The organism is Derxia gummosa DSM 723, from assembly GCF_000482785.1.
GTDB classification, from domain to species: Bacteria; Pseudomonadota; Gammaproteobacteria; order Burkholderiales; family Burkholderiaceae_E; genus Derxia; species Derxia gummosa.
This window is the reverse complement of sequence record NZ_AXWS01000008.1, coordinates 564,546-591,317: the sequence shown is the minus strand read 5'-3', so window position 1 is coordinate 591,317 and position 26,772 is coordinate 564,546. Positions and strand designations below refer to the sequence as shown.

The following is a 26,772-nucleotide window of genomic DNA, read 5'->3' as shown; positions in this document are numbered from 1 at the left end:
GCGCCACGCCGGTCGTGGCCACGCAGGCGGCCGAAACCGGCCCGGCGACCGGCGGCGCCACCAACGGCACCGCCGTCAACCTCGCCGGCCTGGTCAAGCGCTTCGGCAGCCGCCGCGTGCTCGACGGCGTCGACCTGCACATCGCGCCGGGCGAGTTCCTCGCCATCGTCGGGCGCAGCGGCTGCGGCAAGAGCACGCTGCTGCGCGTGCTGGCCGGCCTCGAATCCTTCGAGCGCGACGCGCGCGCCGCCGGCCCGCTCGCGCCGCCGGCCGCGCTCATCGACGGCTTCGCGCCGGCCGAGCGCCGCGACTCGGTGCGCGTGATGTTCCAGGAACCGCGCCTGCTGCCGTGGAAGCGCGTCATCGACAACATCGCGCTCGGCCTCGAAGGCCCCGACGCCCGCGACCGCGCGCGCGCCCTGCTGGCCGAGGTCGGTCTGGCCGACCGCGCCGACGACTGGCCCGCCCAGCTCTCGGGCGGCCAGCGCCAGCGCGTCGCGCTCGCGCGCGCCCTCGTGCACCGGCCGCGCCTGCTGCTGCTCGACGAGCCGCTCGGCGCGCTCGACGCGCTCACCCGCATCGAGATGCAGGCGCTCATCGAGAACCTGTGGCGCACCCACGGCTTCACCGCCGTGCTCGTCACGCATGACGTGCAGGAAGCCGTGGCGCTGGCCGACCGCATCGTGCTGATCGAGGACGGCCGCATCACGCTCGACCGCGAAGTGCGTCTGGCCCGGCCGCGCTCGCGCGGCAGGCCCGAGTTCGCCGCGATCGAGGAAGCCGTGCTCGACCGCGTGCTCCAGACGCCGCGCCAGCCCGAGCAGCCCGAGCCCGAGGTGACGGCCTTCCGCTGGGCGGTCTGAGTCCGCCCGCACCCCAGACCGGCCGCCCGCCAGCGCGCGGCCACCGTGTCTGCCCCCCTTCAAGCCATTGCCCGCCGGCCTCCCGCCGGCAACCCGACCCGATGCCGCCACGAGCGGTCACACACCAAGGAGTCAGCATGTCCATCGCCGCCATCAACGCCCGCAACCAGTTCCGTGGCCGCGTGCGCGAAATCATCGAAGGGCCGGTCGTCAGCGAGGTCGATGTCGAGACCTCGACCGGCCTGATCGTCACCTCGGTCATTACCACCCGCTCGGTGAAGGAACTCGGTCTCGTGCCGGGGCGCGAGGTGATCGCGCTGGTCAAGTCCACCGAGGTGGCGATCGCGGCGCTCTGAGCCGGAGGCTCCGACCGACCACGGCCCGGCGCGGCCGGCGCCCGGCCGCCGCGACGACGGCCGCCGTCCCGCGCTCGCGCGGCGGCACCCGAGCCGTGACGGTCCGCAAGCTTCATCGCCGCGCCGCCCGGCGACGGCTAGATTGGTGCCCTCCTCCACCAAGAAGAAGGCGCCATGGGCTTTACCCACCTCATCAGCGACTGCGACGGCGTGCTCATCGACAGCGAGGCGCTGTCCTATGTCATGACCGCCGACGAACTCGCGTCGCGCTTCCCGTCGGCCGACCGCGCGCGCGACATCCTTCCCCTGCTCCAGCCCCGGCTCGGCATGCTGTTCGTGCCGATGATGGTCGAGCTGTCCACCCTGCTCGGCGCGCCGATGACGCTGACCGAGATCGAGGCCCTGCACCACCGCGTCGATGAAGCCATCGACCGCCTCGACACGCCGATGCCCGGCGTCGGCGCGGCGCTCGCCGCCACCGGCCTGCCGCTCGCCGTCGCGAGCAACTCGGAGGCGCGGCGCGTGCGCGGCGTGCTCGCGCGCACCGGCCTCGCGCCGCTGTTCCATGACCGCGTGTACAGCGGCCGCGATCTCGACCGCCCCAAGCCCGCGCCCGACGTGTATCTGGCGGCGGCGGCCGGCTTCGGCGTCGCGCCCGCGCGCTGCCTCGTCGTGGAAGACAGCACGACCGGCGTCACGGCCGCGCGCGCCGCCGGCATGACGGTGCTCGGCTTCACCGGCGGCGGCCATCTCGCGCCGGGCCACGGCGAGCGGCTGCGCGCGCTCGGCGCGGTGGCGACCTTCGGTCACATGGAGGAATTGCCGGCGCTCGTGTCCGGACTCGTCGGCATGGCCGGCAAGGCGGCCTGAGCGGGAACGCGGCAGCACGCCCGGCCTGCCGGGGCCGCACCGCGGACGGCCGGATGGCGGCGCGGAGCACGCTCGCGCCCGAACCGCTCTCAGCCTTTCGCGTCGGGCAACGTCACGACGAAGCTGGCCCCGCCGCCCTCGCGCGGCAGGCAGCGCGCCTCGCCGCCGTGGTGACGCGCGATCTTGCGCACGAGCGCGAGGCCGAGGCCCACGCCGCCCTCGCGCTCGCTGGCGCCCGGCACGCGGTAGAAGGCCTCGAACACGCGCTCGCAGTCCGATTCGGGCACGCCGGGGCCGCGATCGCGCACCTCGATCACGGCGCGGTCGCCGTCGCGTCGCAGCAGCACCTCGATGCCGCCGTCCTCGCCCGGCTTGCGCGCATAGCGCAGCGCGTTCTCGATCAGGTTGCGCACCAGGCGGCGCAGCAGGCGCGCGTCGCCGGGCAGCGTCGCGGGCACGGCCTCGACGGCCACGCCCGCGTGCGCGGCCTCCTCGGCGACGAGACCGGCCAGATCGACCGGCTCGCGCTCGCCGAAGGGCACGTCGCGCGCCGATTCGAGCCGGCTCGCGAGCAGGATTTCCTCGATGAGCTGGTCGAGCTCGCCGATGTTGCGGCGCATCTCGTCGCGCAGCGCCGGGCTGGCCGAGGCGCCGAGCATCTCGCTCGCCATGCGCAGCCGCGCGAGCGGCGAGCGCAGCTCGTGCGAGGCATTGGCGAGCAGCGAGCGCTGAGATTCGATGAGCCCCTCGATGCGGCCGGCGGCGTCGTTGAAGCTCTGCGCGACGCCCGCGACTTCGTCGCTGCCGCCAAGGCTTGCACGCGCTTGCAGATCGCCTTCGCCGAAGCGGCGCACCGTGGCGTGCAGGTCCTCGAGCTGGCGCGTGAGCCTGCGCACCACCGGGTAGGCGCCGAAGGCGACGCCGGCCGCGAGCACGCCGAGCAGGCCGATCAGGCTCATCGGCCCGAACGGTCCGTTCTTCATGTGCGGCGGTGGTGGCGGCGGCCGGCGCTCGAACTCGCGCTTGCGCTCGTTCCACCAGTCCGCCCAGTCGTCGGCGGCGACGCCGGGCGGTGGCGCGCCGGCCCAGGGCGGCGGCCCGGGGCGCTCGTGGCGGAAGAACTCGCCGCGCACCTCATCGGCATACATGCGCCAGGCGGCGCCGGCCAGCAGCGCGAACAGCAGCACCGTCGCGACGACGGCGAGCCAGATGCGCAGCCACAACCGGCGCGCGAGGCGCGGCTCAGGCGGCACGGCTGTCCTGTTCGCGCGAGAACACGTAGCCGATGCCGCGCACGGTCACGATGCGCTGGGGACGGCGGGCGTCGTCCTCGATCGCGGCGCGGATGCGCGCGATGTGCACGTCGATCGAGCGGTCGAAGGTGTCCTCGCCGTGCCAGGGCTGCACCAGCTCCATGAGCTGGTCGCGCGTGAGCACGCGGCCGGCGCGCTCGGCCATCGCGTCGAGCAGCGCGAACTGGTGCGAGGTCAGCGGCCGGATGTCGCCGTCGATGCGCACGCAGCGCCCGGCGCGGTCGATTTCCATGCGGCCGAACACCAGCACCTCGCGCTGGGCGTCGGACGGCGTGGCCTGGCGCCGACGCAGCACGGCGCGCAGGCGGGCGAGCAGTTCGCGCGGATCGAAGGGCTTGGTGACGTAGTCGTCGGCGCCGAGCTCGAGGCCGATGACGCGGTCGGTCGATTCGCCGCGCGCCGTCAGCATCACGAGGCCGACATCTGATTCGGCGCCCGCCGCCGCGCGGATCTGGCGGCAGACGTCGAGGCCGTTGCCATCGGGCAGCATCAGGTCGAGCAGCACGATGTCGAAGCGCTCGCGGCCGAGCGCCGCCAGGCCTTCGGCGATGTCGAAGGCGAGCGTGATCTCGAAGCCGTTGGGCGCGAGGTAGTCGCGCAGCATGGCGACGAGACGCTCGTCATCGTCGATGACGAGCAGGCGGTGCAGGCCGGGAGCGGTGCGCTGGTTCATGTGCGGGGCGGCTGGTCGGGTGCGGGGGGACGGCCGTCGGGGCCGGGACGGGCGCCGTCGTGGTCGGCGCCGCGGTGGCGCGGGCCGTGCTCGCGATGCTCGGCGACGAGCGTGGCGAGCTTCGCGCGCTGCTCGGGCGTGAGCACCTCGGCGGCGTCTTCGAGCGCGCCGGTCATGCGGCGCGACTGGGCATCGACGATGGCCGACTGCTCGGCGCGCAGCTTGTCGATCGCGGCGCGGTCGATGCTGGGTGCGGTGAGCAGTTCGCGCAGCTTGTCGTGGTTGGCGCGCAGCTTTTCGTGGTCGGCGCGGCTTTCGTCGCGCTTCGCCTCGACGATGGCTCGGATGCGGGCGATCTGGTCGTCGCTGGCACCGGCCTGCTTGAGCAGATGGGGAGGCGGCAGCGGCATGCCCATCTGGCCATCCGGTCCGTGCATGCCGGGGCCGCCGAGACCGCGCATCGAACCCTGGCCTGCATCGGTCATCGGGCAGGCTTCGGGCGCGCCGTGACGGGTCTTGTCGGCGGCGGCGTCGGCCAGCAGCGGCAGCGCGGCGACACCCACGGCCAGCGCGGCGGCACCGGCAAAGGCCAGCCGGCGCACGCGCTTCGATTCAGTGAACTTGAACATCTCCATCCCTTTCGCGGATCGCCGCGCCGGCCGGAAGCGCCGTCGCGGCATGGCGCCACTGTCGCCAGCCGGGTTTGCCGCCTCATGTGCCAGACGTTACGGCGCGTTACCCGAAATCTGGAAATGCAGTCGCGTCGGGAACAGATCGCCGCATCGCTGCGGCAAGGAGGAGATACGTGGCGCACGTTGCGCGCGCATTGCCGAGCCGCGCGCGCCATGAAAAAGGGGGAGCGCCCTTGCGGTGCGCTCCCCCTTTTTCATGGCCGCCGAAGCGGCCCGCGCGGGAAACGATCAGTTCTTCTTGATCTTTTCGAGCATGCGGAACACTTCGCGGTTACGACCGACGAACAGACGCTTGAAGGTCTTGCCGAGGCAGCGGCGTTCGAGGGTGTTGCGGCGGGTACGGGTGCGGTCGGCCATCTTGGGACTCCGGTTGGGTGCCGGCACTGAAGCCGGCGATGGTGGATTTCTGGCTGTTCTTGCTGAAAAACCAAAGCCCGCGATTCTAGCCCGAGCCGGGGGCTTTCCGGCGGAAGCCCTCACCCGATCGCTTATCCTCGCCGCCCTGCGGGCCGCGCGCCCGCCCCCGCCAACCCATCGGACGCCGCCTCATGACCGCCGCCAATCCCTACTGGAGCGCCCTCACCCACCGCCTCGTTCCCTACGTGCCGGGCGAGCAGCCCAAGGTGGACGGCCTCGTCAAGCTCAACACCAACGAGAACCCCTATCCGCCGTCGCCGAAGGCGATCGCCGCGATCGCCGAGGCGGCCGGCAGGCTGGCGCTCTACCCCGATCCCGAATCGACCGAGCTGCGCGCCGCCGTCGCCGAGCGCCACGGTCTCGGTATCGACAACGTGTTCGCGGGCAACGGCTCGGACGAAGTGCTGGGCTTTGCCTTCATGGCGCTGCTCAAGCACGAGCAGCCGCTGCTGTTCCCGGACATCAGCTACAGCTTCTATCCGGTGTACTGCGGCCTGTTCGGCATCGAGTACCGCACGGTGCCGCTGCGCGACGATTTCAGCCTCGCGCTCGACGACTACACCCAGTCCAACGGCGGCATCGTCTTCCCCAATCCCAACGCGCCGACCGGCCGCGCGCTGCCGCTGGCCGACATCGAGGCGCTGCTCCGGCGCAACACCGGCTCGGTCGTGCTCGTGGACGAGGCCTATGTGGACTTCGGCGCCGAAAGCGCGGCCGGCCTCGTGCGCAAGTACCCGAACCTGCTCGTGACGCAGACGCTGAGCAAGAGCCGCTCGCTCGCCGGCCTGCGCGTGGGCTTCGCGATCGGCGACGCCGGCCTGATCGAGGCGCTGCGCCGCGTGAAGGACAGCTTCAATTCCTATCCGGTCGACCGGCTCGCGGCAGCGGGCGCGGCGGCGGCGATGCGCGACGAGGACTACTTCGCGCAGACCCGCGACGCCGTCATCGCCACACGCGAGCGGCTCGTGGCCGAGCTGGCGAAGCGCGGCTTCACGAGCCTGCCATCGGCGGCCAACTTCATCTTCACGACGCATGCGAGCCGCCCGGCCGACGAACTGCTGGCCGAGCTGCGCGCGCGCAAGGTGCTGGTGCGCCGCTTCTCGGCGCCGCGCATCGCCAACTGGCTGCGCATCACCGTCGGTTCCGACGAGCAGTGCGCGGCGCTGCTCGCGGCGCTCGACGGCATCCTCGGCTGAAGGGCGGTCGGTCGGGACACACGGCGCCGGGATGGTCGGCGCCGCTCTCGGCCCGGCGGGCCGCGCGGCGATCCCGATGCCTCATTCCGGCTCGATCTGCACCCGGATGCGCGCCGCCGCGCTTGCAATCCTTTGCACCAGCTCCGGCGCCGCGCCATTGCCTTCGAGATAGCCCTGGATGCGGCCGGCCGCCTTGTCGAAGGCGGCGGTCAGCGCCTCGGCATCGGGATGGGTGCTGGCGAGCGCCATGGTCAGGGCTTCCAGCATGTAGAGGCGGATTTCGAGGTCTTCGGGCTTGAGCGACATGGGGCGCGGCTTTCTGCAAGGGTCGGGAGGATGTCCGCCGACCTTCGCGCGATCGGCGGCGCTGCGCTCATGCAATGGCTTGATCGAGCGCAAACACGGCGCAGTTTGCCCAAAGCCCTGCCCGCGTGAAGGAATCGTTCTTGCTGGACGAGTGCGGCTCAATCCTTCGCGCACGCCATGTCCAACACTTCCGACATTCAAGTGAACAACTATTGCGCGCATGCGCTCGAAAGCCTGCGCGAGCAACGCGCTGCCGCCGCCGAGAAAGCGCCGCATTCGGTCCAGGTGCTCGACGGCGTCATCACCCTGATCGAGCACGCGCTCAAGTTCCTGCTGCCCGAGCGCGGCACCCTGCTCGACGCCAACGCCGAGGCCGCCCTCACCCGCGCCGACCTGCGCCTGCCCTGGCCGATCCTCGCGCTCGAGGCGCGCTGGCCCGCCCTGCCGGCCGGCACCGACGACGCCACCGGCGGCGCCCAGCGCGATGCCTCGGCCAAGCGCATCGCGCTGTGCTGGGACGCCGACGCGGTCAACGGTCTCGTGCCCGGCGACGACGGCCTGCGCGCCGAATTCCCGGCCGGCGGCGTCTTCATCGTGCCGGTGTACTGGCTGCCCGACCTCGGCCACTGGCAGGTCGGGCTCGGCGGGCTGTTCGTGCCCTATCTGCCCGAGGGCGAGACGCCGGTCGCCAGCGGCGCGCTGATCCAGCGCTTCGGCGCCGAAGCCTTCTTCCTGTTCCCGGAAGCCTTCCAGGCGCGGCTCAAGCAGTACGGCAGCGCGGCGCCGGTGTTCCGCGAGATCGAGTTCGGCGCCTATGACGAGCTGTCGATGCTGGTGCAGACCTGCGCCGTGCTGAACGCGCATCCGGGCGCCTGCGTCGAGGTCGAGCCGCCCGAGGCGCTTAACCGCAAGCGCAGCGCCCAGGGCAAGCAGCCGTTCTTCAGCTATCGCGTGCCGGTCGTGCCCTCGCCGGCCGGCGCCTGAGCGGGCGGGTCGCGCCATGACCGTCCGCCAGTCCGCCCGCGAGCGCATCGCGCTCGGCCTGCTGCAATGCACCGAAGACGAGCACGTCGCCCATGTGCGCGCCGAGCAGGTCGAGCGGCTCTACAAGCTCAAGGGCGAGTACGACGCGCTCGTCGCCGGCAAGTACGAGCGCAGCGTGTCCGACAACATCTTCTGCCCGACCGACGACATGCTGCGCGACCGCCTGGTGGCCGGCATGCAGGACTGCATCCGGCTCATCCGCGACTGCGACAGCGGCGAATAGCGCCGCCCGGCCGGGCGCGGGGCAACCGGGGCCGCCCCGGCCGGGCGCGCATCGGTCGGCCCGCGCGCCGGCAGGCCTGGCACGCGCCGCTCAGCCTTCCACCGTCTGCCGCACCAGCGCCAGCAGGCTCGCGGCCGTGAACGGCTTGGCCAGATGGCCGCAGCCCGATTCGGCGAGGAAGGCCTCGACCGCCGGCGACAGCGTGTCGCCGGTCACGAACACCACGCGCGAGGCCAGCCTCGGATGGCGCCGCCGCAGCGCGCGGAACAGCGTCGGGCCGTCCATGCCCGGCATGCGCAGATCGCTCACCACGGCCTCGAAGCGCGCCTCGCCGAGGATCTCGAGCGCGACCTCGCCGTCCTCGGCGATGGCGATCTCGTAGCCGCCGGCCTCCAGCATGTCGCGCATCATCGCGGCGATCTCGGGCTCGTCGTCCACCACCAGCACGCGGCGGATCGCCCCGTCGTCGTCGGCCGGCCCGATCGCGGCCGACGCGGCGTCCGGGCCGAGACCCGCCGCGCCGCCCAGTCCGCCGAGCGGCAGGCTGAGCCGGAACACCGCGCCCACCACGCTCGGCTCCAGCACCAGGTCGCCGCCGTGCTGGCGCGCGATCGAGCGCGACACCGACAGCCCCACGCCCGTGCCCACGCCCTCGGGCTTGGTGGTGAAGAAGGGGTCGAAGATGCGTTCGCGCAACGCCGGCTCCACGCCCGGGCCGCTGTCGATCACGCGCAGCCAGATCTGTCCGCTGTCGCGGCTCGCGCCGGTTTCCACCGCGATCTCGCGCCGGATGTCGCGCAGCGACAGCGCCTGCTGCGAATTGACCAGCAGGTTGAGCACGAGCTGGGCGAGCTGGTCGGCGTCGGCGTCGATGAGCGGCAGGTCGGGCGCGAGCCTCAGCTCGACGCGGATGCCCGCCGTGCGCAGGCTGTAGCCGAGCAGGTCGAGCGCGCCGCGCACCAGCTGGTTGAGATCGACCTCGCCGCGCTGGCCCGGCTGCTGGCGCGCCATCGCCAGGAAGGTGCGCACGATCCGCCCGCAGCGCTCGGCCGCGCCGAGGATGCTCTGGGCGTCGCCACGCAGGTCGGGATCGGCGCAGCGCGATTCGAGCAGCGCCGCGCGGCCCATCACGATCGCCAGCGGGTTGTTGAGTTCGTGCGCGACGCAGGCCAGCAGCGAACCCATCGCCGACAGCTTCTCGGCCTGGCGCAGTGCCTCGCGCTGGCGGTCGAGCTCGTCCTCGGTGGCGCGGCGCTCGGTCAGGTCCACCAGGTTGGCGGTGTAGAAGCCCTCGCCGTCGATCTCGATGCGGGTGAGCATCATCTCGACCGGAAACTCGCGGCCGTCGCGGCGCATCGCCGACATCTCCAGCCGCTGGCCCATGAGCCGGGCCGGCCCGCCGTCCTTGAGCCGCCGCATGCCGCGCAGATGGCCTTCGCGGTGCGCGGGCGGGACCACCACGTCGCTCACGAGCCGGCCGATCGCCTCGCCGCGCCGCCAGCCGAACATCGCCTCGGCGGCCGGGTTGAACTCGACGATGTGGCCGTCGGCATCGGCGGTGATGATCGCTGCGAGCGCGTTGTCGACGATCGCGGCCTTGAAGGCCTCGCTGCGCGATTCGCGTGCCCGTGCCGCGTCCGACGCCGCGAGCACGCGCGCCACCAGCGCCCGCCACGGCTGCCACAGCGGATGCAGCCGGCGCGCGTCGCCCGCGCCGCCGCGCGACAGCTCGACCAGATCGTTGACGAGCGCGAGCGCCGGTTCGATCAGCTCTCGCCTCAGCCACCACAGGCTGAACAGGAAGACCCAGCACAGCACCACGCCCACGCCGATGAAGGGCAGCAGCCGGGGCCAGAGCCGCGATTGCAGATCGACCTCGGGCAGCGCGCGCAGATAGGCCCAGGGCGCGTGCTCGGTCCAATGCGCCACCAGCACCCAGCCGCCGGCCTCCACCAGCACGCCCGGCGTGTCGAGCGCGCGTCGGGCATCGGCCGGCGCGAGGCCGGACGGCAGGCGCCTGTCGATGTTCACCAGTTCGGGCGCGTGGACGTCGGTGCCGGCCAGCACATTGCCCTGGCGGTCGACGACCCAGGCCGAGCCGCGCCCGTCGAAGCCGTCGCGCACCAGGTCGTCGAACACCGCGAGGTTCACGTCCAGCCCGGTCATCGCGACGAAGCTGCCGTCGGCATAGACCGGCGCGGTGTGCGACACCATGAGCCCGCTGCCGCCGGCATCGACATAGGGCTCGGTCCAGCGCGCGACGCGCTCGGGATCGCGTTCGGGGGTGATGCCCGCGAACAGCTCGTAGTCGAACCAGCCCGGCAGCGTCTCGCGCAGCGAGGCGAGACCGAGCTTCTCGACGAAATCGGCGCTGTCGGCCCAGGGGCAGATCGTGACTAGGCGGCGGTCGGCCGAGAACAGATAGCTCCAGCGGTAGCGCGGCTGCACGCGCACCAGCGCGCGCCCCACCGGCAGCATCGGCGCGGCGCGGGTGAGCGTGGCGGCGGCGCGCGCCGCGTCGTCGGGGCCGAGCGCGGTGGTGATGGCGAGGCAGGCGTCGGCGCGCAGGGGCGGCGCGAGCGCGTCGGTGGTGTAGCTGTCGCCGGGGCGGCGCGGCGCGAGCGCGTCGGCCTCGGGCGGGCGCAGGTTGGGCCGGTTCCAGCCGCGCGCGGCCACGTCGGCGAGCTGGGCCACCGAATCAGCCGTGCCGCGCGCCATCACATCGACCGCCTGGGCGCGTGCCAGCGCCTCGTGCGTCAGCTCGTCGAGCAGCGCGCGCCGCTGCTCGCCGTACTGGCGCCAGGCCAGCAAGGCGACCAGCACCAGCACCGGCAGCGCCAGTAGCAGCACCACGCGGCGCGCATGCCGGCTAAGCCGGCGCGCGGCGGCCGCGGCGGCGGCACCGTCGGCATCGCGGGGCGGCGGCGCGCTCATGCGCCCGCCTTCGGATCGGGCACGAACATGTAGCCGATGCCGCGCACCGTCTTGATGACCTCGGGCTTCTCGGGATTGGTCTCGATCTTCCGGCGCAGCCGCATCACGCGCAGGTCGATGGAACGGTCGAACACTTCCCAGCCGCGCTGATGCGCGCCTTCCATGATCTGGTCGCGGTTGAGCGCGCGGCGCGGGTTCTCGGCAAACAGGCGCAGCAGGTCGAACTCGGCCGGCGACAGCGGCAGCTCGTCGCCCTCGGCGCTGTAGAGCCGCGCGGCGTTGAGGTCGAGCAGGCAGCGGCCGAAGCGCACCCGGCGGGAAGCGGGCTGACCGTCGGGCGACGGGCGCGCGCCGGTCGCGCCGGTCGGCGGGCGGGACGAAGCGCCGGCGCCGGTGACCGCGCCACCGGCGCCGGCGGCCGCGCCCGGCGGCGTCGCCGTGCCGCCGTCCGGCACCGGCGGCTTCAACCGCCGCAGCAGCGACTTGAGCCGCGCCAGCAGCTCGCGCGGGTCGAAGGGCTTGGGAATGTAGTCGTCGGCGCCGAGTTCCATGCCGACGATGCGGTCCACCACGCTCGCCGCCGTGGTGAGCAGCACGATGCCGACCGCCGGATGCGCCTCGCGCAGCCAGCGCGCGAGCGACAGCCCGTCCTCGCCCGGCATGTGGATGTCGAGGATGACCAGATCGGGCAGCGCGGCGCCGATCTGGGCGCGCGCGCCGGCCGCGTCGAAGGCCGTGCGGATGCTGTGGCCGTAACGGCCGAGATAGTCGTCGAGCAGCTCGCAGATCTGCCGCTCGTCATCGACGATGAGGATGCTCGCCATGTCGTCCTCGTGCCGTCCTGGTTCTTGTGATTGATGACGCTCGCGGCTCTCGCGGCCGCGCTTCCCGATGCCGTCATGCCCGTCGCGCTCGACGAGGCGGCGCGGATGCTACCCCAGCAAAACCACCGCGCCGGACGGCTTTACCCGACGCCGTGGCCATTTCTGTCCGCCAGAGCGGCGCGGTGAACGTCCGCTCGCGCGCAACCGACCCGAAACCCGTGAAACCAATGAAACGGAACCGCCCCGCGCCATGAAACGGCGCTGATACGCCACCGCCGAAGACTGCCGCCCATCGCGCCGGACCCCGCCGTCCCGCGCCCCTGACAACGACTTCACAGGAGATGGGCATGACAGCTCAACGCGGAATCAGCCTGCTCGACCTGCTGCCCCAGACCACGGTCTGGGCCGGCGGCCAGTCCGACCGGGTGCTCGACTGGCTCGGCGCGCTCACCGTGCTCGACCTGCGCAGCACCAGCAGCGCCGCCTTCCTCCAGTACGAGGGCGTGCTCCAGTCCTGGCGCGACGCCTACCGGCTCAACACCACCCGCTGGAGCATCGACATCCCCGGCATCACGCGCGGCCTGCCGTTCCGGCTCGCGCTCGCGCGCCAGCCGGTGCCGGCGCCCTCGGCGCCCGCCAGCATCGCGGTCGAGCCGGCGCTGTCGGCCTGGACGCTCGATCTCGTGGCCGACCGGCTCGCGGTCGACGTGCCGGGTCTGGTCGCGGCCACGCGCCTCGGCGGCAGCGGGCCGGAGCCGCTGCATCTCTCGCCGGCGCGCGGCCAGGCGGCGGTGCGCGCCATCGCCAGCGGCGTGCTGCGGCTGTGGTTCGACGGCGTGAACACGGTCGGCCTCCAGCTCGCCGACGTGCCCGATCCGTTCAACCCCGGCGCGCCCACCGGCGCCGTGCTGCGGCTCGACATGCGTCCGCCCACCTTCTGCTTCGGGCAGACGGCCTTCGGCATGACGCTCGACAACTTCACGCTCGACCTGTCGCCCGACTACACGCCGCCCGAACTCGCCGCCGCCGGCAAGCCCGCGAGCTGGACCGGCGCCGCGCTCGACGAGGCGCGGCTCTACTTCCCGCCCGGCACGCCGCTGCTGCCCAACCTCTCGGTCGGCGTGCGCGACCTCGTCGTCGGCCAGCCCGGCGGCCTGCAAGGCGAGGCCAGCCTCGAATTCGGCGAAATCGACCGCCAGACGCATGACGGCCTGGTCGCGCTCCAGACCCGCGACCTCGCCGGCGTCGATACCGACATCAGCCCGGCCCAGCTCGGCGACGACGCGCCCGACCGCTACCTGCCGCTCGGCTCGGCCGACAGCCGGCTGCTCGTGCGCGCGACATTCCCCTTCGACCCCGCCGCGACCATCGCCGGCTACGACGATCCGCCGCTCGCGGTGCGCGAGGTGCGCTGGAGCCTGCCCGACGGCAGCAGCGGCAGCGGCAAGGAATCGCCGTGGTTCGAGCTGCCGAGCGGCCAGCCGCTGCGCTACCGGCTCGGCATCGGCCGCGCCGGCGTTGCCGACCCCGGCCCGCTGAGCTGGGTCGCCGAGCGCCGCATCTGGTTCGTCGCCAAGCCCGGCGACGCGAGCGCGCTCGCCGGCCGCATCGACCTCGTGCTCGCCAATGGCGGCGTGCTGCCCGACGTGCTGCATGTGCGCGGCCCGCGCGAGGCACTGGCCGGCCTCGTGTTCAAGCACGTGACCGCCGTGCCCAACGACGAAGCGCCCGACTGGCAGCTCGGCGGCGGCACCGGCGCCGTGGTGAGCCGCTCGGCCATGAGCTTCACCCTGCCGATGCTCGACGACGACGGCGACACGCAGGACCTGGTGCTGACCGACGCCCACGGCCTGATGCGCCGCGTGCGCATCGAAACCTCGGCCGACAGCCGCCTCGTGATCGGCCATGCGGTCGTGGCCGGCGGCGCCGAGGCCCGCGTGTCGGTGCTCGCGCCGCCCTGGACCGGCGCGCCCGCCGCCGCCATTCCGGCCCGCGTCGCCGACGGCTTCCCGGCCGCGCCCTTCCACCGGCTCGGCAGCCGCGCCGGCATGGCGGCCGCCGCCAGCTTCGACGCGCTCGACGGCCGCATCACCGCGCCGACCGGCACCGCCGCCGAGGTCGAGATCCGGCTCGCGGCCGATCCGTCGGCCGGCGCCGTCGTGCCGCCGCCGGCACCGGCCGCGCCCGCCACCTCGCCCAACCTGCAACTGCGCTTCGACTGGGACAGCGACAACCCCATCGGCAGCAAGGCGCCCTGGGACGGCAGCGACGCCACGCTGGCCGGCGCGCTGCCCGAGCGCCATGCCGCCGAGGCCAAGCCGCTGCTCGGCGGCGCCGTCACCGACAACGACCATGGCATCAGCGCCGTGCGCGCCTGGGTCAAGAACATCGATCCCGAGCAGAAATCGGTGTACTGCATCGTCGGCCGCACCGACGACCTCGCCCACCTCGACGACCTGCACGGCAACTTCCTGCGCAACCGCGAGCTCGGCCGCAAGCGCGCCGAACGCGCGCGCAGCCTGCTCATCGCCGCCGGCATCCCTCCGGCGCGGATTCATGCGCGCGCCGAGTCCGAGGCCTGGCCGGCCGGCGCGCCGGTGGCCGACCTGCCGCCGCGCTTCCTGCTCGCCGGCGATCCGGCCCAGCCCGAATCCACGCTGCGCCTCGCGCTGCCGCCGGACCGGATCGAGCACGCGGCCAACACCGCCAGACCGTTCTGGAACGCCCGGTGGGTCGAGGACAGCCCCACCGGCCCGCGCGCGCCCCAAGCCGCGCGCGAAGACAGTGACCGCCTGCCCTACCGCTGCGCCGACATCCTCTGCGTCGATGCCCATCTGGCCCAGCAATCGCCCTCCCCCGCGCCGGCGCCCGCCCCCGGCGGCGCCGACGCGCTCACGGCCCTGGTGCTCGTGCCCGGCGCCGACGGCAAGCCCGCCCCGGTCGACGCGCCGCTGCCCGGCACCACCACGCCCATGCCCTACCGCGTGGCGCTGCGCGCGCGCTGGGACAGCCCCAGCCTCGTCGCCCCGGCCGACTACCTGCCGGTCGAGGCCGAGGCGCGCGTGTGCTGGCAGCCCAAGACCATCGACATCCAGGGGCCGGGCGGCACCACCACCATTCCCCAGCCCGTCGGCGGCAAGGCCTGGGAGGTCCTGCTGCAATGGCTGCATGACGCCCGCACCGGCCGCACCCGCCTGAACGGCGCGCTGTCGCTGCCCGACGGCAAGCTCGGCTGGAACAGCGACGCGCTCGCCTGGGCCATGGCGCTCGGCCCGACCGCGATGGCGACGATGAAGGACACCGACGTGGTCAAGGACCCGCTCGGCCAGTTCGTCACCGCCACCGCGATGTACCTGATCGGCGCCGGCATCGGCGGCCTCGTCAACAAGGCGCCGCAGGGCCAGCAGGCCAATCCCGGCTACGTCGAGATCGACCGCATCGCCATCGGCTGCGAATGGAACGGCGACCCCGCCGTCAGCACCACGCTCGACTACACCGTCCATCTGCGCGTCAACGTCGGCGCCAAGCCGGTCGGCGGCCTGCGCGGCGACATCCGGCTCGGCTTCCGTAACGTCGGCCTGCGCTATCGCGACGACCGCCTCTCGCTCACCTTCGACAGCATGAAGGCCGAGGTGGTGGACCCCGGCACCTGGACGCTGTCGGGGCCGCTCGGCGACCTCGTGAGCGTGGCCAACACGCGCATGGGCAACGGCTCGAAGTGGATCGAGTTCGACCTCGCCATCGCGCGCGACCTCGGCGTCGTCAAGCTCGCGAGCGCGACGCTGCGGCTCGGCATCGAGCCCGAGCAGACGCTCGAACTGCGCGGCCTGAACGTGTCGGTCAACATCCCCAACGTACTCGTCGGCCAGGGCAGCGTCAGCATCGACGACGGCTCGGTGCGCGCCGGCGTGGCGCTCGACATCCTCCCGGCCAAGCTCAAGGCCAACGGCGCGCTCGCGATCCAGCAGGACTTCGCGGCGGTGGACGTGGGCGTGAAGTTTCCGGTGCCGCTGCTGCTCGGCGGCACGGGCCTGGGCGTGTACGGCTTCTCGGGCCGCTTCGTGGCCAACGGCACGCGCAACGTGGCGGCGGCCGGCCATGCCGACGATCCGGTCGAGCGCGCGCTGGCCTGGTGGGCGATGCCGCCCGAAACCAAGTACGCGCGCAAGCCGGGCCAGTTCGCGCTCGGGCTCGGCAGCATCATCGGCACGGCGGCGGACGGCGGCTTCTCGTTCAACGCCGAGGGCGCGCTCACCGTGGGCTTTCCCGAGCTGTCGGTCGGCCTCGGCATCGACGCCGGCTTCATGCGCAGCCCCAGGTCCAATCCAAGCGCGGCGCGCCCGGCCGATGCCGGCAAGAAGGCCAACGGCTCGGTGCTCGGCATGGTGCTGGTCGAGCCGGATTCGGTCGTGATCGGCGCGCGCGCCGAGTACGTGCTGCCGAAGGTGGTGTCGATCAAGGCGCCGATCTCGGCCTATTTCCCGCTCGCCAAGGACAGCGCGAAGAAGACCGATCCGGGCTGGTATCTGCGCATCGGCAGCGACGGCGGCCAGGGCCGCCCCGGCGATCCGGTGCGCGCGGTGCTGCTGCCCGGCCTGCTCGATTTCACCGCCTGGGCCTTCCTGATGCTCGACGAGAAGGGGCTGCACGGCCTCGGCGCGCCGCTCATCAAGCAGGACCTGGTCAAGCCGATCGACCTCGACGGCTTCTCGGTCGGCATGGGCGCGGGCTTCGACCTCAAGTGGTCGGCCGGGCCGCTCACGCTCGCGGGTTCGGCCTTCATCGTGCTGGGGCTCGGCACGCGGCCGCTGGCCTTCGCGGGCGCGGCCGGGCTCAAGGCCGAGCTCGATCTGGTGATCGTCTCGGTCGGCGTGGACGGGCTGCTGCAATTCATGGTGCGCGAGACCAAGTCGGGCACCGAAACCTTCGTCGGCGGCCATCTCTGCGGCTCGGTGCAGCTGCTGTTCTTCGAGGTCAGCGGCTGCATCGACACCACGGTCGGCAAGCCGCCGGCGCCGGACGCGGGCGTCGAATCGCCGGTGGCGGGGCTGGAGCTGTGCGACCACTTCCCGGCCGTGATGGCCAGCGTCGCGCCCGACGCCGGCGGCGGCGCCCTGCCCGTGGTCTGGCCCGACACGGTGCCGGTGCTGCGCTTCGCGCACTACATCGCCGACCACTGCACCACAAAGCAGCCCGGCGACACGCCGCCCACCGCGCTGCCCACCACCCATTTCGTGCGCGCCACCGAGCCCGCCGCGCCGCAGACGCCGTGGAGCGGCCCGACCGGCCGCCGCACCGCCTACCGGCTCGACGCGGTGCAGCTGTGGAAGCTCGCCGATCCCGCCAAGCCCGACGACGCCGGCAGCTGGACGCTCGTGGACGGCCCTTTCGACTGCGAATGGTGGCTGCCGAGCCATCGCCCGGCGCTGCAATCGCCCGACGTCACGCCGCCCGGCAACGAGGAAGGCCGCGAACTCGCCCTCATGACCCAGGACGCCGCGCCCTGGGCGCGCTGGTACACGCCCGACGTGATCGACGCCGGCCTGCCGTCCAGCCCCGGCAAGGCCTACGAGCAGATGTGCGAGCCCGTGCCCGCCGCCGGCGCCGCCTGGGCCTGGGGCGCCGACTGGCATGCGATCGGCAAGTACTGGCTCGGCATGACGAGCGCCCAGCCCGCGCCCGACGCGCTGTTCCCGAGCCATTACGACGCCTACGGCAAGCTGGCCCAGCTCACGCCGCAGCAGGCCGCCGCCTGGGGCAAGGACGCCGGCTGGGACTGGCATCCGGCCAAGGTCGCGCCGCTCGCGCTGCCGGTCGTGCTCGACGGCAAGACGCGCTCCGCCGGCTGGCGCCTGCCGTGCTGGCGCAAGGCCGGCGCCTTCATGGCGAGCGCGCCGGTCGGCTTCGAGATCGAGCCGGCGCTCGCCAGCGGCGCGCTGGTGCTCGAAGTGGCCCGCGAGCGCGACGGCCGCCCGCTGGCCGATGCCGGCATCTGCGACGGCATGCCGGCGCGCGACTACCGCTTCAGCGACTTCACCGGCGTGTCGGCCACGATCTATCGCGGCGACATGACCGGCTTCGCCGACAACGGCGAGCGCGCCGTGCACGTCTTCACCACCGCCATGGCCGCCACCGCCGTCGCCGGCAAGCTGCCCGGCTCGATCACCGCCATCGGCATGCCCCGGGTGGATTCGGTCGAGATCGACCTGCGCGCGGTGAGCGGCACGGTCGCCATCACCGCCCATGACGCGGGCGGCAGGATCATCGCCAGCCGCAGTGCCAGCGGCGCCACGCGCCAGACGCTGCGCATCGAGGTCTGGGGCATCGCGCGGCTGGTGATGACGGGCGTCTACGACCTCTACCGCGTGTGCTGGGGCAAGCCGCGCCGCCGCGTGCTGCCCGACCTGCTCGGCCTGCAGGACCTGGCCGTGCCGCGCGTGTTCGCCACCGGCGCCGACGGCAAGCTGCTCGACCTCGCGGCAAGCGAGATCGCCAGCGCCGACGGCGGCACGCGCCGCGTGCTGCGCTACAAGCTGCCGGCCGGCGACTGGTCGGCGCTCGGCGTCGGCGCCTGGCCCTGGGGCGAGATCCGGCTGGTCGGCATCGAGGCGGTCACGCGCAACGCCCTCGCCGCCCAGGCCGCCGAGCAGGCCGCGCGCGACGGCCTCAGGCAGCAGGCGGCCGAAGCCGCCGAGGCGCTCGCCAGCGGCAAGCCGACCCATGCGGTCAACCTCGACGCCGACAGCACCTACGAGATCCGCGTCGAATGGAGCGCCCAGGTCTGGACGCCGCCCGCAAACAAGCCCTCGGCCCAGCCCGGTCCGCCGGCCGCCGCCGCGTGGAAGTCCGGCCCCGCCGACCGCTTCCGCTTCCGCACCGCGCCCTACGGCCTGCGGCTGCCGCAACTGCCGCCGCCCGGCGCGCCGACCCCGATCGCGCCCGAGCAGGCCGGCGTCGACGAGAGCCGCTTCGATCCGCGCGACCTCGCCCGCTACCTGCGCTGCGCCACGCCGGCCGACGACGGCGCGCCGCATTTCATCGGCGACGAGATCGGCTTCTGGTTCATGGTCGATCACCTGCCGGCGCTGGCCGCGAAGTACGGCCGCAAGCTCGTCGCCGAGGTGCTCGACACCCGGCCGCCGGCCGGCGCGCTCGACGGCAAGCCGCCCGTCAACCCCGGCGCGCGCCATCCGCTCGACCGCGCGACCGGCTTCGACTGGAAGCTCGACGCCCGCGTCTGGTTCCCGGCCGACCTGGAGATCGCCGAGGCGGTGGCCGCCGCGCCCTGCCTGCGCGACGCCAATCTCGATCCGCTCACGGTCACGCGCGGCTCGTCGCGGCTGGACGTGGCGGCCGACCTGCGCCCCGGCGGCGAGTACGACCTCGTGCTCAAGGCCATGCCCGACAACGACGGCGCCGATCCGGCCGCGCCGGCCAACGTGGTGGTGGCGCGCAGCCATTTCCGCGCCTCGCGCCACGCGACGGCGGCCGGGCTGATCGGCGCGCTCGGCTTCAGCGCCGCCGGCTACGGCCGGGGCGAGGACGCGGTGGTGGCGCAGGCGCTCGCGGCCCCGGCCAAGCCGGCGCGCGGCGATGCCGCCTTCGAGGCCGATCTCGCCAGCCTGGGCCTCGCGCCCTGGCCGGCCGCCGACGGCGCGCGCTGCACCCTGCTCTGGCTCGCGCCCGACGCCGGCCATGCCGCCTGGCGCGTCGCCGGCCTGCTGGTCGAGGCCGACGAGCCGATCCGCCGCGCCGGCTTCGCCACCGGCGCGCTCAACGAGCCGGCGCCGCCCGCGCGGCTCGACATCGCCAGCCTCGTGATCGAGGCCGACGGCAAGCAGACGCCGCTGATCGAGCGCGGCTGCAACAGCGCCGGCAGCCGGCTGCTCTACGTGCCGGCCGCGCCCTTCGCGCTCGGCACCGCGCCGGCCGGCCATGTGACGGCGCGCTTCAGCCAGCGCGGCCAGACCGGCGCGCCGCTGTCCTTCGGCATCGCCGACCGCCCCGGCTTCGTCGCCGACGAAGAAGCCTGAGCGCCCCCGCCCCCGACCGACTTCACGCATTGCGAGGAAACCCCATGAACAGCATCGAAGCCCTCGACAGCCTGATGCACGCCGAGGCGGTGGACGCCAGCGGCGACACCCATCTGCCCAAGGGCATCCACCTGCGCGTGCTGCCCGCGCCCGAGATCGGCCTGCCCTGCGCGCCGTTCGCGGTCTGGCGCGACACGCTCGCGCCCGAGCTGCTCGCCGGCCTGGCCGTGCTCAACGACGTGACCTGGCTCGACAGCGACGGCAAGCCGCTGCAACCGCCGTTCAGCGTCACGCCCGGCAAGCCGGTGACGGCGCATTTCCCGGCCGGCCCGGTGGTGTGGGCGCAGGTGGACGTGGCCACCAGCACGGCCAAGCCCGGCAGCCCGAGCAGCCTCGTGGCCGAAGCCCTCGGCCATACCGGCGCCGGCATCGGCGTGCTCCAGCGCCGCGACCGGCTGCCGCTGGTGCTGGCCGCGCGCGACATCCAGAAGGTGCGCGTGTCGGGCAGCGGCACCGTCATCGGCCTGCGCTGGGTGCAGAAGTCGCGCCTGCCCGAGCTGCCCGATCCGCGCCGCCAGCCGCCCTGGCGCTGGTGGAGCCTGCCGGTGCAGCCGAGCGACCGCTACCAGCCGCTGCCCACCGCGCTGGCCGATGCCGAGGCCCGGCTGCGCAACGGCGCGCCGACCCGCCTGCCGCTGCATCTCGCGCCCACCGCCAGCGGTCCGGCCGCCGCACCCGCCAGCACGCCGGCCGCCGCCTGGGCCCGCAGCGCCGCCGCGCGCAAGACGCTGGCCGGCTGGCTCGCCGAGCTGCTCGGCAATCACAACGCCGGCAAGGCCGTGAGCCAGATCCCGCTCACGCAGGAGATGGCCGGCCACAGCGCCGAGCTGCCGCGCAGGCTCTCGCTGCCGCTCGAACGCTTCGCGCTCACCACCGCGCTCGAACCCGACATCGGCCGCTGGCTCGGCTTCGGCGACGTCGATGTCGAAGGCGCCGCCCTGCCCGCCGGCACGCTGCTGCGCTACGTGGTGCGCGGCCTCTGGACTTGGCCCACGCCCGCCAACGAAGGCGAGCAGATGCTCTGGGCCACGCTTGGCCAGGGCCGGCGCGCCAGCCTCGCGGCGGCGGCCGCCGCCTTTCCCGAGCTGGTGCAGCAGGCCTGCCTACCCAAGCGCGAACAGGCCTATTTCGACATGCATGCCGAGTGCTACGCGCTGAGCGGCCAGCCCTCGGCCGCGCCCGGCGCGCCGGTGTTCACGCTGGCCGAGCACCGCGCCTGGATGCCGACCGGCATCGACACGCCCACGCGCTCGGTGCGGCTGCAGGCCGCCGGCTTCGTGCCCGGCGCGCTCGCCGCCTTCGCCGCCACCGACAAGAACGGCAAGCACCGCCTGCTCAACCCCTGCGCGCCGGCCGGCGAAGGCGGACAGGCGCGCGCCATCGTCGTCCAGCGTCCGCCCGAGGCCGTCACGCCCGACATCGGCCGCTTCCAGGACAGCGCCGCCGCACCCGACTCGACCACCTGGCGCCTGGCCCAGGGCGACTGGTTCGGCCGCTGGTCGGGCTGGGGCAAGACCACCGCCATCGCGCCCGCGCGCCCGCGTCCGCCCCAGGCCGCGATCGAGCTGCATGTGCTGCCGGTCGATCCCGACACGCTGATCGGCCAGACCGGCCCGCTCGCGGCGCGGCTGCGCGTCGAGATCCCGCTGCCCGCCGACGACGACCTGCCGCCCGGCGCGCGCCGCCTCAAGACGCTGAGCCTGACCGAGCAGTTCGACGGCCAGCCGGCCCAGACCCTGCTGTTCGACCTCACCACCGTGCGGCTCGCGCCGGCCGGCGCGCCCGCCTATGTGCGCCAGCCGGCCGCGCCCGCGCAGGGCGAGGCGCCGCCGCCGTCGCAGCCGCTCGTCGTCGTGCTGCGCGACGGCCCGGCGCTGCCGCCGGGCGGCAGTTCGAGCGTGAGCTATGTGGCGCGCTGGCTCGACGAGCAGAACCAGCCCTCGGCCAGCGATTCGCCGCCGTGCCGGCGCGGCCTCGTCGACCCGCGCCCCGAGGCCTCGCCCGATCTGCCGGCCAGGCTGCTGTTCACGCCCCGGCCCGATGCCGACGGCAAGGCGCGCATCGCCTTCGGCTTCAAGGCGCAGGCCGGCCGGCGCTACCGCGTGTTCGGCGCGAGCGAGCCGGTGCTGGTGGCCGGGCTGCGCCGCCTCGCCGCGCAAGGCGACAGCCGCGCCGCCACCGCGCTCGCCGCGATGGCCGACCTGCCCGCGCCGGCCGGCAGCGGCCTGCCGCCCCGGCCGCGCCCGCTGTCCGACCGAGCCAACGCGCTCGACAGCGTGGCTGACCTGCTCGGCTGGGACTTTCTGGAATCGCTCACGCCCGCGCCGCTGGAGCCGGTGGACGGCGTCGTGCGCTTCGAGCAGCGCGTGTCGGGTTCGCTGCGCGCGTTGATGGTGTTCCGCGTCGTGGCCGAGGGCGCGAGCGGGGCGCTGGCGCCGATCGGCAGCACGCCGCTGCTCAAGTTCGCGGTGACGAACTTCGGCGCGCCGGCCCGGCCGCTCGTGAGCCTGGCGCGCGACGACGCCGGCCAGCGCCGGCTGCGCGTGCGCGTGCCGCCGGGCACGGTGGCGGTCGCCGGCTGGCGGCTGCGCATGAGCAGCACGCCCACCGCCGAGCCGCGCCGCATGGCCATCGTGGCCCAGGGCACGGCGCAGATCGCGGCCGGCGCCGACGGCGATGCCGCGAGCTTCGACATCGCGCTGCCGGGCGGCCTCAAGCCTTGGCGCCGCTACCGCTTCGTGGTCGAGCTGCAGGCCGGCCCGCCGCCCGGCAGCTACGAGGCGGTGCAGCTGGACGGCTTCGGCAGCTTCACGCCGCCGGTCGGCGACTGGAGCGAGCCAGGCGCACCCGTGGTGCTCGGCACCGAGCCGGCCGACCGGCCGCTCGCGCCGACCCAGACCCAGCTCGACCTGCTGCCCGGCAGCGGCTGCCACCTGACGCTGCTGCATCCGCAGGCCGCGAGCCTGCTGCCCAACAGCTTCGGCGCCCATCGCTTCGACACCGTGCTCGACCGCGCCGGCGCCGCCGCCGAACCGCTCGCGCTCGACTGGCGCCTCGATGCCGCGAGTGGCGTCTGGTCGGCCGAGCACGCCACCGGCCTGCCTGCCGACGCCACCGGCTACGCGGTCGTCATCGTCGATCCGCTCGGTCGCCGCAGCGATCCCGTCCGCATTTCCGCCAACGCCTGAGGTCCGCCATGCCCACTCTCGATTCGCCCATCGCTCCGCTCGGAGCCGGCGCTCCGGCGCTCGCGCCCTGGTTTCCCGGCGTCAACCTCGTGCTGCCCCAGCCCAAGCCGGCCGACCGGCTCGGCCTGCCCCTGCAAATGCCGGCCGGCGCCGCGAATGTCGAATGGCATCCGCCGGCCAGCGGCACGCTCAGCCTGTTCGTCTGCGCGCCGGGCCGGCTGCCGGCGCCGCTGCGCGACCTGGAGGACAGCGAAGGCAACTCGCCCTTCGACCGCCATTGCCTGGTCGCGCTGTTCCGCCTGCTGCCCGAGGTCGAGGCGCGGCTGGAGGCGCTGCTCGCGCTGCTGCCGCCGCTCGCCGGCGCGGCCGGCGCCATCACCGGCCCGACGCGGGCGACGCCGCGCTGCTTCGCGCTCGCGCTCGACGCGCCGGCCGGCGCCAATCCGGCCGGCATCTGGACCGCCGGCGCGGCGCTGACGCTGTTCACCGACCCGGCCGGCAACATCGGCCTGCCCGGCCCGACCAATGCCGACAGGCTGCGTTCGATCGGCCTGACGGTGACGGCCGGCACGCTGGCCAACATGCCGCTGCCGGCGCACTGGCTGCGCCGGAGCGACGGCAACAACGCCGCGCGCGACCGCATCCTGCGCAACATCGAGACCGCCGCCGCGCAGACGCTCTGGTGCTTCGACAAGCGCGGCCGGCCGATCGAGCCGGGCGCGGTCGCGGCCTGGTTCAGCTGGCTGCTCGTCACGGGCGTGGGCGCGCCGGCCGGCGGCGGACCGCTCCAGCTGCTGCCCGCCAACGCCACGCCGGCCGACTACCCGGCCACGAGCGGCCAGCCGGAGGTGGTGCCGGTGCAGGCCGGGCTGAGCGTGCATCTGGTCGATGCGCATGAAGGCCCGCTCGGCCCGCCCTTCCTCACGCCCGATCCGGCCAATGCGCGGCTGCGCGTCGGCGCCGCCGCGCCCTTCGCCGCGCCGACCGACCGGCTGCTGGTCGAGACCGGCGGCCAGCCCGTCGGGCTGTCCTTCACGGCCGCGCCTGCCGCCGGCCCGGTACCCGAGAACCCCGCGCCCGACGACGCGCCGCGCCCGCGCATCGCCGTGCTGCCCGGCCTCGCCTACGCGGCCGTCGGCGCCGCGCCGCTCGTGCTGTTCGGCGCCGGCCAGCAGCCCTTCGCGCGTGATTTCGCGCGGGTCGCCGTCACCGATGAAGAGCGGCTGCTCACCGGCCTTGGCCGCCAGGACTGCTCGCTCTGGAACAGCACGCCCGAGGCGATGCGTACCGCCACGCTGCGCCGCGAAACCCATCAGAACCGGCCGAGCACGCGCATCACCGTCGCGCGCACGGCCAATGCCGCGCCGGTGCTGGTGCCCAACGCCGGCCAGACTGCCGCGCTCATGCTCGGCCTGCCGGGCGCGACGCCGCGCCGCTTCGTGCTCGGCATGGCCGATGCGTCCTGGGGCGCGCCGCCGGCCTTCGGCGTCGGCCCCTTCCCGACCCTGCCGACGGCGCTGACCGATGCCGGCGCCGCCGCGCCGGGCGCCAACCAGTACCGCGTGCGCGCCCTGCTCGGCGGCGGCGCCAGCCCGGCCGACCAGCTCGCGCTGCTGGAGGTGAACTTCACCGGCACCGGCAACGGCGCCGGCTTTGTCGGCCTGTGGCTACGCGCCTGGCCCACCACGCTCGGCGACGACGGCCACCGGCGCCGGCTCGCGGGCGGTGCCGGCCGAGTCGGCGCCGACGGCATCGCGCGGCTGGTGCTGCCGCTGCCGCCGGGCCAGATGGTGACGGCCGCGCCGCTCGGCTTCGACCTGCTGATGCTGCCGCCCGGCGCCACCCGGGCCGGCGCCGTCGAGCTGGCCGATCTGCGCTTCAACCGCCCGGCGCCGCTGGCCGGCGCGCCACGCGGCCTGCCCGGCGCGAGCGACGCCTGGCATGTGTGCGAGACCGGCCAGTCCCAGCTCGGCTGGCCGCAGCCGCCCGCGCTGCCGCCGCTCGGCGTGCTGCCGGCCGGCGGCCATCTGATCGTGGAACAGGCCGACGGCCATGCCGCGCTGGTGGCGCCGGCCGCGATCCCGAGGCTGGCCTGGTCGCTCAACACCCTGGGCGCGACCGTGCTGCCGACCGACGCGGTGAGCCTGTGCGAGCCGGCCTGGCCGCGCACGCCCGACCGGCTCGACGCCGCCGGCCGCCCGCGCCCGGCCGGCACGCCGGGCCTGCCGGCCAATGCGGAACTCGGCCGGCTCGACGTGATGGCCACCAGCGCCCAGCGCATCCACCGGCTGGAACGCGGCGCGCTGCCCGACGGCGTGGGCGGCAAGTTCGTCGAGCGGCTCGACATCGGCGCCTCGGCGCCCGGCGCGGCGGGCGGCCCGCTGGCCGTGCTCGGCAGCGCGCCGGCCATGCCCTGGGCCATGTCGCCGACCGCCGGCTTCGACCTCGGCATGGCCGGCGCGCCGGCCTCGGTCGAGGTGCACGGCACCGGCGCCAGCCTGAGCGGCCCGCCGGCGCTCGCGCTCGACGAATGCCTGCGCGACCGTACCGCCGGCCTCGTCACCACCGAGTTCTCGGGCCTGACCGGCACCGCGCGCGACGCGCTGCTGCTCGGCGAGCCGGCGCTGGCCTGGGATGTGGCGAGCCAGCCCTCGCCGGTCGTGGCCGAGGGCGCGGGCGCCGGCCCGGTGGTGGCGGTGCTGCGCACGATCGCGCCCGGCGTGACCGGCGAGCCGGGGCTGTCGGCGCTGCTGTCCAACACTGCCGCCTTTCCGATCGCGGGCCAGGTGAGCGCGCTGGAGAACTGGCTCAACGCCACCTTCACCGGCCTGCCGATGCTGCCGGCCAGTTTCGGCACCTGGCTCAAGAACCAGGCCCAGCCGGTGCTGAACGAGATCGTGCGCGCGCTCGACCGTCGCTTCGCGGCGGCGCTCGACGGCGCGCGCGAGGGCGCGGTGGCGATGCTCGCCGCCATCGACCGGGCCCAGGACTTCATCTACCTCGAGACGCCCGCGCTCGACACCCACGCGGTGACCGAGCCGGGCGGCCCGCTCGACTTCACGGGCCGGCTCGCGGCGCGGCTCCAGGCCCGGCCCCGGCTGCGGCTGGCGATCTGCGTGCCGCAACTGCTGCTGCCCGGCACGCCGCGCGCGTTGCAGGCGCTGCGCGACGACGGTCTGGCGCGCGCGCTGGCCCAGCTGCGCGCGGCCGCGCCGGGGCGGGTGGCGGTGTTCATGCCGGCGACGGCGGTCGGGCGCGGCCTGCGCTTCGCGAGCACGACGGTGGTGGTGGACGACGTGGTCGCCTTCACCGGCAGCACGCATCCGTGGCGGCGCGGGCTGGCCTGGGATTCGTCGCTGATGGCGGCGGTGTTCGACGAGCGCGTGGCCGATGGCCGGCCGGTGGATGTGGCCAACTTCCGGCGCCGGCTCATGGCCGATCGGCTCGGCATCACGGTCGGCCAGCTGCCCGGCGACGCGGCCGAGCTGGTGCGCGCCATCGTCGCGCTCGACCGGCGCGGCACGCCCGCGCTGCTGTCGACGCCGATCCGGCCGGCGGCGGTCCAGCCCGACGCGAGCCAATGGCAGCCCGATCCGCTCGCGGCCGGCGGTGGCCTCGGCGGCGCGCTGCTGGATGCGCTCAAGGGGCTGTACGCGGCGCAAACGCTGACGGAGACGGTGGACGCGGATTGAGTGCCGGGCGCTGGGCGCCCGGCGGCGGGACGGTCGGCGGTGAGCAGCGCCTGCGGCAGGTGGAGGGCGATGCGCGCCGCCTTGGGCG

At 74.3% G+C, this 26,772-nt stretch carries 16 protein-coding genes; 9 read left to right on the top strand and 7 right to left on the bottom strand.

Annotated elements, in window-relative coordinates; translation table 11 throughout:
• The first annotated feature begins 14 nt into the window (after window positions 1-14).
• From H566_RS23960 to H566_RS0108840, 3 genes are all read left to right on the top strand, one after another.
• Window positions 15-863 (top strand): ATP-binding cassette domain-containing protein, encoded by an 849-nt coding sequence (locus H566_RS23960; protein ID WP_034411283.1) that lies wholly within the window; start codon window positions 15-17, stop codon window positions 861-863.
• A 137-nt stretch (window positions 864-1,000) separates the two neighbouring features.
• The gene (locus tag H566_RS0108845; protein WP_028311154.1) at window positions 1,001-1,219 is read left to right on the top strand and encodes a TOBE domain-containing protein; all 219 of its coding nucleotides are present in this window, start codon (window positions 1,001-1,003) and stop codon (window positions 1,217-1,219) included.
• A gap of 174 nt (window positions 1,220-1,393) precedes the next feature.
• Window positions 1,394-2,089 carry an HAD family hydrolase gene (locus tag H566_RS0108840; RefSeq protein WP_028311153.1) on the top strand — a complete coding sequence of 232 codons (696 nt, stop codon included), beginning with the start codon at window positions 1,394-1,396 and terminating at the stop codon, window positions 2,087-2,089.
• Window positions 2,090-2,178: 89 nt separating this feature from the next.
• On the opposite strand, the gene H566_RS0108835 is transcribed toward H566_RS0108840, so the two are convergent.
• From H566_RS0108835 to H566_RS30355, 4 genes are all read right to left on the bottom strand, one after another.
• Entirely contained in the window at window positions 2,179-3,342 is a 1,164-nt protein-coding gene (locus H566_RS0108835; protein ID WP_028311152.1) for a sensor histidine kinase, read from the bottom strand.
• Window positions 3,332-4,075, bottom strand: a complete 744-nt coding sequence (locus H566_RS0108830; protein WP_028311151.1) for a response regulator transcription factor — start codon at window positions 4,073-4,075, stop codon at window positions 3,332-3,334. The genes H566_RS0108835 and H566_RS0108830 overlap by 11 nt, the downstream gene beginning before the upstream one ends.
• Complete coding sequence (locus H566_RS27395) at window positions 4,072-4,704, bottom strand: Spy/CpxP family protein refolding chaperone (protein WP_211238059.1); 633 nt, start codon at window positions 4,702-4,704, stop codon at window positions 4,072-4,074. The genes H566_RS0108830 and H566_RS27395 overlap by 4 nt, the downstream gene beginning before the upstream one ends.
• Before the next feature lie 291 nt (window positions 4,705-4,995).
• The gene (locus H566_RS30355) at window positions 4,996-5,124 is read right to left on the bottom strand and encodes a hypothetical protein (protein WP_281173116.1); all 129 of its coding nucleotides are present in this window, start codon (window positions 5,122-5,124) and stop codon (window positions 4,996-4,998) included.
• 191 nt (window positions 5,125-5,315) lie between these two features.
• On the opposite strand from H566_RS30355, the gene hisC reads away from it, so the two are divergent.
• A complete protein-coding gene (gene hisC, locus H566_RS0108815) occupies window positions 5,316-6,380 on the top strand; it encodes a histidinol-phosphate transaminase (protein WP_034411004.1) in 1,065 nt (354 codons plus the stop codon).
• Window positions 6,381-6,461: 81 nt separating this feature from the next.
• On the opposite strand, the gene H566_RS0108810 is transcribed toward hisC, so the two are convergent.
• Complete coding sequence (locus tag H566_RS0108810; RefSeq protein ID WP_028311149.1) at window positions 6,462-6,686, bottom strand: hypothetical protein; 225 nt, start codon at window positions 6,684-6,686, stop codon at window positions 6,462-6,464.
• 177 nt (window positions 6,687-6,863) lie between these two features.
• On the opposite strand from H566_RS0108810, the gene H566_RS0108805 reads away from it, so the two are divergent.
• Together H566_RS0108805 and H566_RS0108800 are read left to right on the top strand one after the other, a co-directional pair.
• Entirely contained in the window at window positions 6,864-7,670 is an 807-nt protein-coding gene (locus tag H566_RS0108805) for a hypothetical protein (protein ID WP_028311148.1), read from the top strand.
• 16 nt (window positions 7,671-7,686) lie between these two features.
• Window positions 7,687-7,953: a hypothetical protein gene (locus H566_RS0108800; RefSeq protein WP_028311147.1), complete on the top strand. Its 267-nt coding sequence runs from the start codon at window positions 7,687-7,689 to the stop codon at window positions 7,951-7,953.
• 90 nt (window positions 7,954-8,043) lie between these two features.
• Here H566_RS0108800 and H566_RS27390 read toward each other — a convergent pair whose 3' ends face one another.
• Window positions 8,044-10,887 carry a PAS domain S-box protein gene (locus H566_RS27390; protein WP_051378405.1) on the bottom strand — a complete coding sequence of 948 codons (2,844 nt, stop codon included), beginning with the start codon at window positions 10,885-10,887 and terminating at the stop codon, window positions 8,044-8,046.
• Entirely contained in the window at window positions 10,884-11,711 is an 828-nt protein-coding gene (locus H566_RS0108790) for a response regulator (RefSeq protein WP_028311146.1), read from the bottom strand. Before H566_RS0108790 ends, H566_RS27390 begins: the two co-directional genes overlap by 4 nt.
• 347 nt (window positions 11,712-12,058) lie before the next feature.
• Here H566_RS0108790 and H566_RS23945 point away from each other — a divergent pair, with 347 nt between their 5' ends.
• The 3 genes from H566_RS23945 to H566_RS0108775 are packed head-to-tail and all read left to right on the top strand — an operon-like array spanning window position 12,059 to window position 26,684.
• A complete protein-coding gene (locus tag H566_RS23945; RefSeq protein ID WP_156924344.1) occupies window positions 12,059-19,744 on the top strand; it encodes an OmpA family protein in 7,686 nt (2,561 codons plus the stop codon).
• A gap of 44 nt (window positions 19,745-19,788) precedes the next feature.
• Window positions 19,789-22,992 (top strand): hypothetical protein, encoded by a 3,204-nt coding sequence (locus H566_RS27385; protein ID WP_028311145.1) that lies wholly within the window; start codon window positions 19,789-19,791, stop codon window positions 22,990-22,992.
• An 8-nt stretch (window positions 22,993-23,000) separates the two neighbouring features.
• A complete protein-coding gene (locus H566_RS0108775; RefSeq protein WP_028311144.1) occupies window positions 23,001-26,684 on the top strand; it encodes a phospholipase D-like domain-containing protein in 3,684 nt (1,227 codons plus the stop codon).
• Window positions 26,685-26,772 lie beyond the last annotated feature (88 nt).